The 14,768-nt window shown below is 67.9% G+C and carries 13 protein-coding genes and 1 pseudogene; 4 read left to right on the top strand and 10 right to left on the bottom strand.

The genetic code is table 11. From position 1 onward, the window contains the following. Positions 1-29: 29 nt before the first annotated feature. The 4 genes from AC07EJ_RS29635 to vdcB form a co-directional block, all read right to left on the bottom strand. Positions 30-701, bottom strand: coding sequence for a formylglycine-generating enzyme family protein (locus tag AC07EJ_RS29635; protein ID WP_478885406.1), 672 nt, complete (start codon positions 699-701; stop codon positions 30-32). Positions 702-913: 212 nt separating this feature from the next. Next, complete coding sequence (locus AC07EJ_RS29630; protein ID WP_389489431.1) at positions 914-1,183, bottom strand: non-oxidative hydroxyarylic acid decarboxylases subunit D; 270 nt, start codon at positions 1,181-1,183, stop codon at positions 914-916. A 36-nt stretch (positions 1,184-1,219) separates the two neighbouring features. Next, positions 1,220-2,647: a non-oxidative vanillic acid decarboxylases subunit C gene (vdcC, locus tag AC07EJ_RS29625; RefSeq protein WP_389489429.1), complete on the bottom strand. Its 1,428-nt coding sequence runs from the start codon at positions 2,645-2,647 to the stop codon at positions 1,220-1,222. 28 nt (positions 2,648-2,675) lie between these two features. After that, entirely contained in the window at positions 2,676-3,275 is a 600-nt protein-coding gene (gene vdcB, locus AC07EJ_RS29620) for a non-oxidative vanillic acid decarboxylases subunit B (protein WP_389489426.1), read from the bottom strand. An 84-nt stretch (positions 3,276-3,359) separates the two neighbouring features. On the opposite strand from vdcB, the gene AC07EJ_RS29615 reads away from it, so the two are divergent. The 4 genes and pseudogenes from AC07EJ_RS29615 to AC07EJ_RS29600 all read left to right on the top strand — a co-directional run bounded on the left by AC07EJ_RS29615 (position 3,360) and on the right by AC07EJ_RS29600 (position 7,169). Continuing rightward, positions 3,360-4,259 carry a helix-turn-helix domain-containing protein gene (locus AC07EJ_RS29615; RefSeq protein WP_389489424.1) on the top strand — a complete coding sequence of 300 codons (900 nt, stop codon included), beginning with the start codon at positions 3,360-3,362 and terminating at the stop codon, positions 4,257-4,259. 130 nt (positions 4,260-4,389) lie between these two features. Beyond that, positions 4,390-5,472 (top strand): annotated as a pseudogene (locus AC07EJ_RS29610) (integrase core domain-containing protein). Between the two features lie 38 nt (positions 5,473-5,510). After that, positions 5,511-5,756 (top strand): hypothetical protein, encoded by a 246-nt coding sequence (locus AC07EJ_RS29605; protein WP_389489422.1) that lies wholly within the window; start codon positions 5,511-5,513, stop codon positions 5,754-5,756. 192 nt (positions 5,757-5,948) lie between these two features. Next, positions 5,949-7,169, top strand: coding sequence for an alpha/beta hydrolase family protein (locus AC07EJ_RS29600; RefSeq protein ID WP_393588180.1), 1,221 nt, complete (start codon positions 5,949-5,951; stop codon positions 7,167-7,169). Positions 7,170-7,518: 349 nt separating this feature from the next. On the opposite strand, the gene AC07EJ_RS29595 is transcribed toward AC07EJ_RS29600, so the two are convergent. From AC07EJ_RS29595 to AC07EJ_RS29570, 6 genes are all read right to left on the bottom strand, one after another. Continuing rightward, complete coding sequence (locus tag AC07EJ_RS29595) at positions 7,519-7,758, bottom strand: integrase core domain-containing protein (RefSeq protein ID WP_478885405.1); 240 nt, start codon at positions 7,756-7,758, stop codon at positions 7,519-7,521. A gap of 242 nt (positions 7,759-8,000) precedes the next feature. Beyond that, the gene (locus AC07EJ_RS29590; RefSeq protein WP_478885404.1) at positions 8,001-8,609 is read right to left on the bottom strand and encodes an integrase core domain-containing protein; all 609 of its coding nucleotides are present in this window, start codon (positions 8,607-8,609) and stop codon (positions 8,001-8,003) included. 394 nt (positions 8,610-9,003) lie between these two features. Beyond that, complete coding sequence (locus AC07EJ_RS29585; protein WP_478885403.1) at positions 9,004-9,906, bottom strand: geranyl diphosphate 2-C-methyltransferase; 903 nt, start codon at positions 9,904-9,906, stop codon at positions 9,004-9,006. A gap of 5 nt (positions 9,907-9,911) precedes the next feature. Further along, positions 9,912-11,183, bottom strand: coding sequence for a family 2 encapsulin nanocompartment cargo protein terpene cyclase (locus AC07EJ_RS29580; RefSeq protein WP_478885402.1), 1,272 nt, complete (start codon positions 11,181-11,183; stop codon positions 9,912-9,914). 35 nt (positions 11,184-11,218) lie between these two features. Then, the gene (locus AC07EJ_RS29575) at positions 11,219-12,631 is read right to left on the bottom strand and encodes a family 2B encapsulin nanocompartment shell protein (RefSeq protein ID WP_478885401.1); all 1,413 of its coding nucleotides are present in this window, start codon (positions 12,629-12,631) and stop codon (positions 11,219-11,221) included. Positions 12,632-13,536: 905 nt separating this feature from the next. Next, a complete protein-coding gene (locus AC07EJ_RS29570) occupies positions 13,537-14,154 on the bottom strand; it encodes a hypothetical protein (RefSeq protein ID WP_478885400.1) in 618 nt (205 codons plus the stop codon). Positions 14,155-14,768: the final 614 nt, after the last annotated feature.

The following is a 14,768-nucleotide window of genomic DNA, read 5'->3' as shown; positions in this document are numbered from 1 at the left end:
TGCGGCTGAGTGCGGACGCGCACTGGTCGTCACACGTTGGAGCGCGCGATGCGGAACCCTACGTCGTCGACCTGGAAGGTCGGGTGGCTGCGGCGCCGCGCGGAGGCCCGGCAACTCCAGTGCTCATCGAACCAGCCACCGCCACGGAGCACCCGGTAGGTGCCGTAGACCTCGGCGTCGTAGACGTCCCAGCACCAGTCCCAGACGTTGCCAAGCATGTCGTAAAGCCCCCACGGATTGGGGTGTTTGCCGCCCACGTCATGGATGCGCTCGCGCGAGTTGCCGCGGAACCAGGCGATCTCGTCGAGCGGCGCGTATTGCGGCCCGGTCGTGCCGGCACGACAGGCGTGCTCCCACTCGGCTTCGGTCGGCAACCGGTACCCGTCGGCGGACAAGTCCCACTCGATGCCGTCGCCGTCGGCAAGGAGGTCGTAGGCGGGCGTGAACCCGTCGTGCAGGGAAAGGGCGTTGCAGAACCGTGCCGCATCCCACCAGGAAACGCACTCGACGGGCAGCTGGTCCCCGTGAGCGGTGCTCGGCCGCTGGCCGGTGATTTGTGCATACAACGCCTGGGTGACCGGGAATGCCGCGAGTCGGTAGGGCGCAAGCTCGACCGACCAACTGCGCCGGGTCCGCCGGTCCGACAGCGTCACCTGCCCCGGCGGGATGGCGACCATCTCGTTCCCCGTCATCACGTCCATGATCAGGAGATCCTAGCGAGACGTGCCAGCGCGAAACGGCAGAACCGAACCAGATCGACTGAGACAGCACCCTGTGGGGCTCGGAAAGTCGTCGCTGCAGCTCAGGCGGCGTACCGGTACTCGTTGACGACGCCGCCGAGGACGCGGGTGCGCAGGAGTCTGCGGGCGTCGGTGCCATGCGATCCCTTCCCTTCGTGTCGGCTCAGGCGCGGTCAGCCGCGGCTGCGCAGCGGTGGGATCGCGGGGACCTCGATCGCGTTCTCGATGTCGGCCTCCGTCAGCTTGAAGTTCTCCGGGTAGGCGTCGCGGCGGGTGCGGCGGGCGGGTTCACTGGTGCGCCAGGTGTAGAGGCAGCGGCCGCACTGGAGCACGTCCCACACCCCCGGGACAGGGGACGTGGCGAGGCGGGTGATCGTCGCGAAGGCGCAACGGGGGCACTCGACGGGAAGGTCATGCACAGGAGTTGCGGGCAGGTCGTTCACAGGACTTGTCCTTTCGGCGGATTTTTTTGGTGGGTGTCAGTGGCGGTCGGCAATCAGGCGCTGCAGGCGGGCCGCCCACGCGGCGGTCTCCGGCAAGTCCTTGGCCGGGGTGGAGAAGTTGCCGCGGACGTCGGGCGCGACCGGCGTCGTAGCATCGATGATCATCTTGCTGGTGATGCCGGCCGGCTCGGCGGCGGGCGCGAGTTCGAGGACCGACAGATTGGGGATGACGACGACATCGTCCTTGGGGTTGACCTTGGCGGACATGGCCCACATCACCTGCGGCAGGTTGAACGGGTCGACGTCCTCGTCGACGAGGATCACCTGGGACACGTAACCGAGCCCGTGTGGTGTGGTCATCGCGCGCATGCCGACGGCCTTGGCGAAGCCGCCGTACCGCTTGGCCGTGGAGATGATCACCATCAGGCCGTGCGTGTACATGGCGTTGACCGCCTGCACCTCGGGGAACTCGGCACGCAGCTGCTTGAGCAGCGGCACGCACGTGTTGGGCCCGACGAGGTAGTCGCACTCGGTCCACGGCATGCCCAGGTAGAGCGACTCGAAGACGGGGTCGGTGCGGTACGAGACGCGGTCGACGCGGATGACCGGCATCCGGCGGCCGCCCGAGTAGTGGCCGGTGAACTCACCGAACGGACCCTCGATCTGCCGCTTGCGGGACTCGATGACGCCCTCGATGACGACCTCGCTGCCCCAGGGCACGTCGAAGCCGGTGAGCGGAGCGGTGGCGATCGGGGCGGGCGCCCCGCGCAGCGCGCCGGCCATCTCGTACTCGCTCTGGTCGTACGCCATCGGCATCCCGGCGACGATCGCCATGACGGGGTCGTTGCCGAGGGTGATGGCGATGGGCAGGTCCTCGCCCACTTCCTCGGCCTTGCGCAGGTGCTGGGCGACGTCGTGCATGGGGACCGGCTGGAACGCGAGGCGGTTCGTGCCGATGACCTGGATGCGATACGTGCCGACGTTCTGCTTGCCGAAGTTCTCCGGGTCCTCGGGGTCGCGGGAGACGACGGCGGCCTTGTCGAGGTAGAAGCCGCCGTCGCCGTCGTTGAGGCGGAACAGCGGCAGGACGGAGAAGAGGTCGACGTCGTCGCCCTCCTGGGTGTTCTCGCGCCAGGGCGCGTCCTTGCGCCGCTCGGGCGCGACGGGGAAGGCGTCCCAGCGCCGCGCGAACTCCTCCACCTGCTCCTTGACCGGGGTGTTCTTCGGCAGTCCGAGCGCGAGGGCGTGGTTGGCCCAGGAGCCGTGCACGTTCATCGCGATGCGGGCGTTGGTGAAGCCCTTGACGTTGTCGAAGTGGAGGGCCGGGGCGTTCTCGCCGATCCGGCCGGTCGCGTTGGCGGCGGCCGCCAGATCGGGCTCGGGCAGCACCTCGTCGGTAATGCGCAGAAGCTGCCCCTCCTTCTCCAAGGTGCCGAGGAAGCTGCGCAGATCGTCGTAGGGCATGGTGAAGTCCTTTGCGTTGTACGGGGGTTCAGGCGACGTCGGCGTCACGGTGATCGGCGCGGGCCGCGCGCATACCTGCCCAGCGCCGGGCGGCGGGCGCGGGCAGGTCGAACTGGTCGAGGATGCGGGCGGTGACGTGGTCGACGATGTCGTCGACGGTCCGGGGGTTGTTGTAGAAGGCCGGCATCGGCGGCACCAACTGCACGCCCATCCGGGCCAGTTCGAGCATGTTCTGCAGGTGGATCTCGCTCAGCGGTGTCTCGCGCGGGACGAGGACGAGCTTGCGCCGCTCCTTGAGGATCACGTCGGCGGCGCGGGCCACGAGCCCGTCCGCGTAACCCGTCCTGATCCCCGCGAGAGTCTTCATGGAGCACGGCACGATGACCATGCCGTCGGTCCGGAACGAACCGGAGGAGATCGTGGCGCCCTGGTCGTCGGGGTGGTGCGTGACATCGGCGAGCGCCGACACCTCGGCCACGGACAGGCCGGTCTCCAGCTCGATCGTCGTGCGGGCCCAGCGGGAGAGCACCAGATGCGTCTCCACGTCCGGCAGCTCCCGCAGATTTTCCAGCAGGCGGACACCGAACGGGGCGCCCGTAGCCCCGGTCATTCCCACGACCAACCGCACGGGACCACTCCTCACATGTCGCTGACCTGTGCTTTCACGCTAGGAGGCAGTCCGGGCCCGGCGGCGGTATTCTCGGGACTCGCTATGGGGAAAAACGGACAGTCTGCAGGACACCCCGACGTCAGGGACCTGGCGTACACCCCGACCGTGGGCGCGGCGGCCGGGGTCGAGGTGATGGAGCTCGCCGACCTGTACGAGCGCTCCCGCCGTCACGGCAACGACCCCTACGCGCCGCTGCGGCCCGCGTTCCACCAGCTGATCGGCGCCCGCACGCGGCCCCTCCGGGTGTGGGTGGACTTCGTCGAGCACGAGCTGCGGCCCGGCTCGTGGCTGTGGATCCGGCCGGGCCAGGTGCAGCGGTTCGGTACGGACCTGGTGGCGGCGGACGGGCTGATCGTCCTGTTCCAGCCCGGGTTCCTGCCGCCTGCGACGGTGTCGGCCGCGCACATGGATCCGCCCTACGAACAGCGGCCGTTCACACCCGAGGGTCCGGACGCGGAGGGACTGCGCCGGGCCCTGGAGCATCTCGCGTACGAGTACGGGCAGATGGCATCACTGCCGCTGGAGTCCCACACGGAAGTCCTGCGGGCCCTGCTGTCCGTGCTGCTGATGCGCCTCGCGACGGTCCGTGAATCGACGCCGGGCCCGCTCGCCGCGTCCGACACCTTCCACCGCTTCCACGCGGCCGTCGAGCGGGACCACGCGGTGACCCGTCGCGTGGAGGACTACGCGGCGGCGCTCGGCTACAGCCCGCGCACACTGACCCGCGCGACCCTCGCCGCGAGCGGCCGGACGGCGAAGCAGTACGTCGACGACCGGGTGCTGCTCGAGGCCAAGCGTCTGCTGTGGCACAGCGGCCTGCCCGCGAAGGAGGTCGCGCGCCGCCTCGGGTTCGCCGACGCGAGCGACTTCACGAAATTCTTCCGACTGCGGACGGGTACGACGCCGGGCGCGTTCCGTGAGGATCCGTACCCGCGTCGTTGAACTCGGCACTGCCCACCTGATCGGTGGCGCAGCGGTGCCGTCACGTCTCGACCTGTGCCGTTCAGAAGTGCGTCGCTGCAGCTCGTAGGGGGTCTGGCGGTCCGCGAGGCAAAACTGGGACGATGCCCGGGTGATCGTCTCGCTCGTCTATCAGGTGACACGGAAACTGCCCTCGGTCCCAGCAGTGCTCCTGCGCCGACAGGCGACCAAGGACGCCGAGTTGCTGGTGCTCCGGCACGAGAACGTGGTGCTGCGCAGGCAACTCACGCCCGGTGCGGTACGAGCCGGTGGACCGGCTGTGGTTTGCGGCGCTGTCCGCGCTGATACCCCGGCTGCGCTGGGCGCACGTGTCCCCAGTGAGGCCGGGGACCTTGCTCGCCTGGCACCGAAGGCTTGTCGCGGACAGGTGGGATTACAGCACGCGCGGAGCAAGCCGGGCAGGCCGCCGACCGCCAAGGCGGTGAAGGAGCTCGTGGTACGGCTGACTCAGGAGAATCCGCGGTGGGGGTGCCGCAGGATCATGGGCGAGCTCGCACGGCTGGGGCATCAGATCGGCGCCTCCAAGGTCTGGGAGATCTAGACCGCTGCCGGCATCGGACCGGCGCCCCGCCGCAGCGGCCCCACGTGGCGCGAGTTCCTGACGGCACAAGGCGACGGCATCATCGCCTGCGATTTCCTGCATATCGACCTGGTGGACCTGCGCCGTGTGTATGCGCTGGTCTTCCTCGAGCACGGCACGCGCCGCTTGCACGTTGCCGGCGTGACCGCGCATCCAACCGCGGAGCGGACGGTACAGCAGGCCCGTAACCTCGCCGTCGAGTTGGGCGTGCGCTTCGGGTCGCTGCGCTTCTTGATACGCGACCGGGACGGCAAGTACACGGAGTCCTTCGACGCGGTCTTCGAGGCCGAGGGCATTGAGCCCGTGCAGACAGCGCCGCGTGCTCCGCGGATGAACGCGCACTGCGAGAGGGTCATCGGGACCCTGCGACGCGAGGTCCTCGATCACGCCCTGTCCTGGAACGAGATCCACGCCCTACGAGTGCTCGATGCCTACGCCCGGCACTACAACCAGCATCGCCCGCACCAGGCTCGAGGGCAGCTACCTCCCCTTGTCTCGGAGCACCCGGTGCTCCTGAGCGCCCCGGCCGTTGACCGACTCCTACGTACACGGGTGCTCGGCGGCATCGTCAATGAGTACAGATACGTGGCATGAACTGCAGCGATGCGTTTCTGAACGGCACAGGGGCAGCGGTGGCTGCTGACGCCGCGCTGTCGGCATTGGAGCTGGACCTCGTCGAGGGAGGCAACCGCCATTGGCTCCCGCGCGGGCACGACTGGAACCAGTGGTCCTCGACTGCTGATTTGGTACGCGAGTTCCGCTGGGCCAAGAGTGGCCACCTTCGCGGGCTCTACTCCTCAGCGGTGAGCGACGACGTGGGCTACGAGTCGTGGCTGGAGCGGGACCGGCGGATCTGCTGGACCGCGAGCCCGAGGTGATCGGGACGGCCTCGCAACCGGACGACACCGCCGACCGCATCGGCCCCAGAGTGTAAACCCGTGGGCCGATGCCCGCTCGAGTGATCAATCGGTGGGCCGATGCTGTGCGGGAGGGGCACATGACAGCGTTCCCCTGTGCCCACGGACTGGCCGTCGCGGCACGGTTGACGATCCGTCACCACGGGAGGGCCCATGACCACCACGCCGTTCATCAACCGGAAGAGCATGACGCGCCGCCGCATGCTGGGAGCCGCGCTGGCAGCCGGGGCCGCTGTTCCGCTTGCCGCCGTCGCCGGCCCCGCGTGGGGGGACCCGGCCGCGGCCGGCCCCGCCTCGACGCGGCTCATGCTGCCCGTGCCGACCGGGCCGCACCCGGTGGGCACGGTCCAGCTGCACCTCGTCGACCGGTCGCGTCCGGACGACATCGCGGGCCCCGGGCACTTCCGCGAGCTGATGGCCACCGTCTGGTACCCCGCCCGGGACGTCGAGCGGTACCCGGTGGCGCCCTGGATGCCGGCCGGCGCACTTCAGGCGTTCCTCGCCGACGCGGGATTCAGCGATCTGGCCCCCCTGGCGCCGCTTACTGCCGGCCACGTGGGCGCTCCGGTGCGGCGGTCGGGCCGACGGCTGCCCGTCGTCGTGTTCTCGCACGGCGCGCACAGCCACCAGGGCGACCACACCGTCATGGTCCAGGAGCTCGCCAGCCACGGATACGCGGCTGTGACGGTGGCTCACCAGTACGACACGTACACCGAGTTCCCCGACGGTCGGGTCGCCGTCCCGCTCCACGACAGGCAGGCACCGACGCTGCCCGGGGACTTCGCCGCTGACCTGCGCTTCGTCCTCGACTGCGTCGAGCAGCTCGCCGCCGGGCGCAATCCGGACGTCGACCAGAGGAAGCTGCCGTCCGGGCTGCTCGGCTCCCTCGACCCGCGACGCATGGGCGCGTTCGGCTGGTCGAAGGGCGGGACGGCCACCGCCTGCGCCACGCTCGCGGACGAGCGCATCCGGGCCGGGCTGAGCCTCGACGGCCCGATGCAGATGAACCCGCCACTGGCCGGCTACCTGGACCGGCCGTTCATGATGATGTCCGCCGCGTTCACCCGGGCCACGGATCTCGAGGCCGCCACATTCTGGTCGCACCTGCGGGGCTGGCGGCTGAACATCCAGGCCCAGGGCGCCGTCCACATCTCGTACGGCGACAACGAGGCGCTGTTCCCACAGGTGGCAGAGCTGTACGGATGGAGCGGGCAGCAGCTCCAGGACGTGATCGGCACCCTCGATCCCGACCAGGCGGTGAAGATCCAGCAGGCGTACCCGCTCGCGTTCTTCGACGAGCACCTGCGCCACCGTCGGGGGCACCTGCTCGACGGGCCGTCCCCAGCTTTCCCGGCAGTGACGTTCCTCCCTTGAGTGCCTGGGACCGTAGCACCTCGGTCCCTTGCAGGCGCTTGAGAGAGCAGTACGGCGGGGCCGAGTTCTACCCGAACCGCCTCGGCTTGAGCGCGCCGTGGGACGGCTCGCACGACACGTAGGGATCCGCAGTCAAGGTGGTTTGGAAAACGGTCAAGATCACCTGTCACAGGACACCGGCCCCTCCCCACCGACGACTCCGCGTCGCCATGACCGCCGCGCCGCCAATCGTGCGGGGGAATCCTGCGCCCGCTCATCCCCGCAGCTACTTGTGCCGCTCGAGAGTACGAATTGGTGCGGTGAGCTGTGGTGATGGGGTCCGGTCAGGCGGCGCGAAGGTACTCGTTGATCAGGCCGCCCAGGACATGTCGTCGTCGGATCCGGTGCGCCTGGAGATCGGTGGCGGAATCAGCACCTGGTCGAGGGCCTCGCGGCGCAGAGTACCTACGACTCTCTCGCAGATGGCGTTCGCTTTGGGCGCCTGGGGTGGGCTGAGCAGGGTCTCTACGTCGTTGGCCTCGAAGGCGGCGTCGAAGGTGCGTGTGTACTTGCTGTCCTGGTCCCGGAGGAGGAAGCGCAGCGAGTTCATCCGGCGCCCAGTGTCATGGCGAGGTTCCTGGCCTGTTGAACGGTCCCTCGCGGCGGTGGGCTGCGCGGTGACGCTGACGAGGTGGACGCGGCGGGTGCCGTGTTCGATGAAGATCAGGGCGTACAGGCGCTTGAGCCAGATGGTCTCGAGGTGGAGGAAGTCGGTGGCGATGATGCCCTGGGCCTGGGCGGTGAGGAACTGGCGCCAGGTGGTTGTGCGTGCCGATAATTACGCCCTTCAGGTCAGGAAGCGTGTTGGTACTCGTGGAGCACGCCGCCGAGACGGTCGCGTCGGCGTATGCCAAGACGCTCGATCTGTACTGGTTCGAGCGGTTCGGGGGCGGCGTGGAGAGGCGCGGCGGCCTGCAGTGTGCGGTGGGTGCGGTGATGGTTGTCGTGCTGCTCGTACTCGCGGAGCGCTCGCCGGAGGTGGGCTTCGTTCCAGAGCAGGGTGCGATCGGGGAGTTCACGGCGCAGGCTGCGAACCCAGCGTTCCATGATTGAGTTCATGTGCGGTGTGCGGACGGCGGTGAGCACGGTATGGATCCCGGCCTGACCGAGGATCAGGATCTCGTCGATGACCGCGGGGTATTTCGCGTCGCGGTCGCGGATCATGAACTTGATGGCGGCGAGCTGTCCGGCATCTTCGAGGTCCATGACCAGGTTCTTGATTGTCTGGGTGACCCAGGCATGGGTGGGATGCGCGGGGGTGCCGAGCACACGGACACCTCGGCGGGGGTGGTGGATGGCGGCGAGGATGTACTGACGCTGCCCGCTGAGGGTGAGGGTCTCGATGAAGTCCATCGCGAGGATGGCCTCGGCCTGGGAGTACAGGCACCCACACGGCCGCACCGGACTTCCCCGACGACTGGCCGTCGCTCGCCACGGCGGGAGCGTCCACTTCGGCCAGCGCCTCCAGGAACTGCTCCAGCCCGGTCACCCGCCGCCGCTGCACTTCCTCCGCGTCAGCCGCCGCCTGCTGAACTCTCTCCAACTCGGTGCCGAATTCCTCCAGTCGCACCGCCGCGGCCTTCTGCCGAGCTTCAAGGACCGCCCGGATCGGGGGGCATCCTCCACCTCCACCACATCTCGGTCGACAACGACCCGAGACTCCCGCGACGGCCACGACCTCAGCCTGACCAGCAGAGACCACACACGAGGTTCGGAAAGAGAACGGCCTTCAAGTGGGTGCTGGCCGGGGAGGGACCATTTCGTCGAGGGCGGGCCCTCCCCGGCCAGCAGAAGGTCAGACTCGGTCGGCGGCGATGAGGAGGTACTGGAAGGAGCCGTCCTTGTAGGAGTTGATGAACCCGTCCTCAATTCCCGTGACCAGTGAAGACGTTGCCCGCAGCTCCCAGTAGGGCAGAGTGGCGGGGGTGAGGTCGACGACGGCCTGCGGCACGAGGCGATTATCGGCCATGGCACGCAGGTACTCCCGGCGCGAATGGATGTTGCACTCGAAGTGCGCGTTGATCTGGGAGACCCACTTCGAAGGCTGGCCGTATCGCGGGTTCCAGCAGCCGGTGATGGTCACGTAGCGACCGCCGACCTCGAGGATGCGGGAGTGTTCCGCGAAGAGGTCCTGCAGGTCGACGTACATGCTCGACTCGTTGTTCCACGAGGCCGCGGCCTGCCCGGTCTCGAAGGGCGTGGAGAGCATGTTGCAGACACGGGCGCGTACGTGGTCCTGGATGCCGAGTTCGTGGGCGCGCCGGTTGGCGAACTCGGCCTGCTTGGCCGAGAGTGTGACGCCTTCGACGTGGCATCCGAAGCGCTGGTGCGCCATCACCATCGAGCCGCCGCGCCCGCAGCCTGCGTCCACCAGCGTGTCGTCGCGCCCGATGTCGCCGAGGTGGCCGAGCAGATACTCGGCCTGCGCCGACTCCAGCCGGTGTAGCTCGGCGATCAGCTTTTTCTCGCTCTCGCTGTCCTCGGGGTCGCCGAGCGCGGCGTGGTCGACCTCACCGATGCCGTAGTGGTGGTGGTAGAGACCGTCGACATCGCCGAGACGCAGGTTCACGGGCCGGGCCTCGCCGTCCCAGTAGCGGGCGATGTCTCCCTGGTAGGGAGTCGCCGGGCCGGGGATGAGCAGAGGGGCGTCGGTGGCGGTGCGTGCGGTGCTGGTTGTGCTGGTCACAGATGAGTCCATTCTTCCTACCAGAAGTCGGGCAGGCTGTAGCGATAGGTGTTGGTCTGGTGCCAGTGGTGGTTTCCGTCGACCCAGGCGGCCACGCCTCGCAGGAAGCGCTGCACGGTGGGGATGGGGCAATCGGCGGCCAGGGCCGCGGCGTTGCTCTCGAAGTCGTGCATGAGGTCGTTGTGGACTTCGACCGACTTCAGATAGGCGTCCCGGTCGGAGAGGCCCTCACGTTCGGCGATCACGACCGGGAGGTTCAGGTGCCGGCCGGGAGCGTCGAGTTCCTTGGTGTACGAGTACAGGTCGTTCACGATGGTCGTCGCGTTTCCCGCGAGCGCGATGACCTTCTGCATGGCGGTCTGGGCATGCAGGTCCGCCGGCAGTTCGTAACCGCCGACGGTGTCGGTGATGGTCGGGCAGGGGCGGAAGTTGTTGAACTGGCGCATCGCCAGGTACTCCCACACCTCCGGCACGCGGTCCTCCTGGGCCCAGGAGGCTTCGGCGAGGTACCCCAGGTGAAGCCGGGCCATGTCGTGCCGGTACCGGTCGCTCTGGGAGGGGCTGGCTGCTTGGTCGAAGTAGCCCATGGCGGAGCGGTAGGCGCGCCGAGGCGCGTCCGCATGGAGCGACTTCGACCACGGCGCCCGGTACTCCTCCGTCGTGTACACGGGGTCGAGAGCGGTGTGAGCCAGCAGAAGGCGTTCGCCGAGGCCGACGGGCGAGCCCCCGTGGTCCTCGCAGTAGCAGTCGTCCACCGCGTTCTCGGCCACCATCAGGCGAGTGGCGATCATCAGGTGGTCGATGGTGGGTGCGTCCGGATGGCAGCCGACCATGTAGCGGCCCACGGAGAAGCCGTCGAACTGCTCCTCCCAGTCCTCGGGATACAGGGAGACCTCGTCCAGCGCCCAGGACTTGATCCTTCGGCTGACCTCTTCGACCCGCACCGGGTCGGGCTCGGCCACCTGGTGGTAGTAGAGGCCCGGGATCGGCCTGCCATCGGCCGTAGCTGCCGACGGCTCCGGAGGTGTCGGCAGCTGCTCCCGCGAGATCAAGCGCAAGCCCGCCGTGCCCAGGCCGCTGGGGCCGCGCAGGATCCGTTCCAGGTCCGGGACCGGTGCCGGCACGGAAACCGCATACGGTGCGGGTACCGACGGCGCACGGGGTGGGCCGCCGGTGACAGTCTTGATATCGCAGGCACGGGCCGCAGCTTCAGCGAGGACGTGCGCCCCGAAGCGGGCGGCGGCCTCTGGCAGGGTCGATTGTGGTGGTGGCAGCTCAGGCGCGGGCATCGATGACTCCTAGATGAGGTGGGCGGCGGGGTCCGCTACCTGGGCCAGCGGGCGATCTGCACGTTCTCCAGCACGCCGACCGCGTCCGGCACGAGGATGGCGGCGGAGTAATAGGTGCTGACGAGATAGGAGGTGATTGCCTGCTCGTTGACGTTCATGAAGCGGACCGACAGGCCGGGTTCGTACTCGTCCGGCAGACCCGTCTGATGAAGACCGATGACGCCCTGGTTGTCCTCGCCGGTACGCATGCAGAGGATGGAGCTGGTCTTCTCCTTCGTGATGGGGATCTTGTTGCAGGGAAGGATCGGAACCCCGCGCCAGGCCGGGACCTGCTGACCACCGAGGTCGACGTGGTCCGGATAGAGCCCGCGCGCGTTGAACTCCCGCCCGATCGCCGCGATGGTCTTCGGGTGCGCGAGGAAGAACTTCGACCCGCGCCGACGGCAGAGCAGTTCGTCCAGGTCGTCCGGGGTCGGCGGGCCGGAGTGCGTCTGGAGACGCTGCTTGAAGTCGGCGTTGTGGAGAAGGCCGAACTCCCTGTTGTTGACCAGCTCGTGCTCCTGGCGCTCGCGCAACGCCTCGATGGTGAGCCTGAGTTGCTCCTTGGTCTGGTTCATCGGCTCGTTGTAGAGGTCGGCGACCCTCGTGTGGATCCGCAGAATGGTCTGGGCGACTGAGAGTTCGTACTCGCGCGGTTTCAGTTCGTAGTCGACGAACGCGCCGGGCAGCTCATGCTCGCCGGTGTGGCCGGCCGACATCGCGATCTCCGCCTCGCCGCGGTGGTTCTGCCGCTGGTGGGGAAGCGAGGTGAACTGTGCGATGTGGTCCCGCAGGGCCGGCGCCATGGCGAGCACGGCCTCGAAGTCGGCGCGCGACAGAGTGAGGAGGGTGCCCGAGGTCTCGGCGGTGGAGGTGTGCTCCCAGGGGCCGCTCCCGTCCAGCAGAGCGTGGTCCCCGAACCGGTCACCATCGGCCAGTACGTCCAGGGCGACCTCGTCGCCGTACTCGCCGACGGTGGTCTGGCTGATGCGGCCGTGGGCGATCAGGTGGAGTTTGTCCGCGGGCGCACCCCGCTCCACCAGCGTCTCGCCGCCCCGGAAGTCGCGTTGGACGCACCGATCGGCGAGGGCGGTCAGTACCTCCACGTCGTCGAAGCCGCGCAGCAGCGCGAGTTCACCGAGCTCACGGGGGATCACCCGGACGTCGCTGCCGTCCTGGACGAATTCCACGCGCCCGTCGCCGATGGTGTAGGTCAGGCGACGGTTCACCCGGTAGACGCCGCCCTTGGTCTCCACCCAGGGGAGCATCCGCAGCAGCCAGCGAGAGGTGATCTCCTGCATCTGCGGAGCGGACTTGGTGGTGGTGGCGAGGTTGCGGGCGGCCGCCGTGCCGAGGCTGGTTTGCTGGGCCGGCTCCGGTCGCGCTTCCGGGCTCGAGTCAACAGTCATCGGGCGAGCTCTCCTTGTTCAGGTAGGTGATGGCACGTTATGTGAGCGTTATCGAGCAACAGGAGGAAAAGGGGGTATTCGAAGGGGAATGCGTCAAGATCCCGGTGAACGACGCTAGCGGCCGCTGGGCCCCGTGGACCATGGAAATTCGACGGCGTAACTCGATCCGGTGATCGCGCCCGCGTGATGTTTTCCCAGGTGCAGACGGGTTTCAGCCCCGATTGGGCGGTGCATCCCGGCCGGCGGCCGGTCGGCTTCCACCGTGGGGGACCGGCGAGTCGGGGGCCGCGGAAGTGCCGTGTACCCAGGCCGTCTTGGGCGATCGGGCCAGTCGGGTGCCTGCCCGCTGCCGCCGCAGTCGGCAGACGTCGCGGCGGGCAGCTCGCATCACGGCATCGGAAACGCGACAGGACTCAGCCTGGGCACTGTTACGGCCGGGCGACGCTTTGATATGCGCGGCCGTGAACTTCTGCCAGCTCTCCCGTAGGGGACGGCGGAGGAACTGGTCTCCTATCGGAAGCCGGCCGACCCTTATCTCGCCGACACCGGCAACAACAACCGCTACCGGTACGCCGTACCGTCACCTCAAGACACTCCGTGACATCCATCGCGACCTGGAGACCGAGCCCGAGTTCCTGGTGTTCCTGGAGGAGCTGCGCGCTGTGCACCGTCGCAAGACCAGCTTTCTCACCTCCTCGACAAGAGCCGGTCTCGGCGGAACACACCCGGAGTGACGTCGACCCTCGTGACCCCTTGCGCGCGATGTGGAACTGGGGGCATCAATCGCGCTCCGTCACAAGGGACTCACTCCCCTCAGAACCACTCTGACCTGTGCGGATGAGGTTCTCGGCAGGAGCACAGTGGAGGACGCTGCAACTCAGTTGATGCGGCGTGAAGTTGCTTGGTCATCGCGGCCGGTAGGAGAGCACTGGATCCGCCCAACCGCCGAGGCGACGTGACAGCCCATAGCGTGAAGGCAGCCACCAGCGTCGTCGAACGTGATCAGCCGTGACCGAGGACCATGGCGGGCCGGCGAGGTCTTCCACTCCCCACCATGTCTTGACGGCCTTGCTCCCGCTGAGCTTCAGCAGCGGCCAACGGGGAAGATGAAGCCCGCTGAAGAACATCGAGACGTCATCGCCGCACTTGGTGGTGTAGAAGTAGCGTTCAACGTCTGTGTAGCTGGCTCCGAGGCCGGACTCCAAACCCATGGTCCCACCGAGCCATGACAATGAAAGCTTGCCTCCGGCAGGGATTGAAGGCACCAGCACTGGGTTGAACCACACTTCTCCGTTGAGTCCTCTTGTGAGCCCCGTTCTCACGGTCTGGGCAACAACGACGTTCGTTGCTGGGCCTGTTCCGACGTTGACAAGCCACCACTTCGGCTCACCGGAATCGCCCTGCGCGCTCTCCCACATGAACTGCAGGACGGGCATGTGGGAACGGCGGTTGGACGCGTACGACAGGGCAAGAGACCCCACGGACACGAGGACTGCGAGCACCGATATCAGGATGGTCAGCATCGCCCCTCCCACACACGACGAGTGCCAGTCCTCCTTACCCGCTCCTCTGCAGCCGAACTCGTCAAAGGCCAGGAAGGCCGGCCTTCACATGGGCTGGTCCTGGGCTGACCTTGTCTGCATAGAGCGATTGATCGATGCCCTGACCGTGTCAGAACTGTGAGAGGGGCTCTCACCGAGCGAGAGTCGCCGGTCCGCGGTGGAGCGACTGCGGCACGCCGGTGGAGCCGCCCGCCTGAAGCAGCAGGTCCCGCCGCGTCAGCGCGCTCGGCCTCGTCGAGGGCGTCCATCTGGACGAGCCGTTCCACGATCGGCAGTGAGGGTCTGGACGCTGCCACAAGTCCTGCAGGGAGGCCTAGCTGGTGGGCGGCGATCCAGGCCGACTCCGCGTCACTGATTCCCTTCACCGTGGACCTGGGAGCGGCCCACATCGCTTCTCGGTTCACCGACAAACCGCTCTCGCGTGATCGTTCCCACACGCACCGACATAGACTCGATCGCGCGCGAACGTGTCAGCTTGTCGCTAGCAGGAAGAATCGATCTCGTGGCCAACGCACTGCAGGAATTGGTGAAGAGCCGGCTGGAGCAGCAGGGCTGGTCCTACGGCGACGTGGCCC

It is taken from the genome of Streptomyces sp. NPDC045026 (assembly GCF_056432625.1).
Note: the sequence above shows the minus strand (reverse complement) of the source record. Positions and strands in the feature narration are given on the sequence as shown.

Coding starts and splice junctions, on each gene's coding strand:
- AC07EJ_RS29635 (WP_478885406.1), bottom strand. CDS start 701: ATGGACGTGATGACGGGGAACGAGATGGTCGCCATCCCGCCGGGGCAG.
- AC07EJ_RS29585 (WP_478885403.1), bottom strand. CDS start 9,906: ATGGACTCATCTGTGACCAGCACAACCAGCACCGCACGCACCGCCACC.
- AC07EJ_RS29570 (WP_478885400.1), bottom strand. CDS start 14,154: ATGCTGACCATCCTGATATCGGTGCTCGCAGTCCTCGTGTCCGTGGGG.
- AC07EJ_RS29615 (WP_389489424.1), top strand. CDS start 3,360: ATGGGGAAAAACGGACAGTCTGCAGGACACCCCGACGTCAGGGACCTG.
- AC07EJ_RS29575 (WP_478885401.1), bottom strand. CDS start 12,631: ATGACTGTTGACTCGAGCCCGGAAGCGCGACCGGAGCCGGCCCAGCAA.
- AC07EJ_RS29580 (WP_478885402.1), bottom strand. CDS start 11,183: ATGCCCGCGCCTGAGCTGCCACCACCACAATCGACCCTGCCAGAGGCC.
- vdcC (WP_389489429.1), bottom strand. CDS start 2,647: ATGCCCTACGACGATCTGCGCAGCTTCCTCGGCACCTTGGAGAAGGAG.
- AC07EJ_RS29600 (WP_393588180.1), top strand. CDS start 5,949: ATGACCACCACGCCGTTCATCAACCGGAAGAGCATGACGCGCCGCCGC.
- AC07EJ_RS29595 (WP_478885405.1), bottom strand. CDS start 7,758: ATGAACTCGCTGCGCTTCCTCCTCCGGGACCAGGACAGCAAGTACACA.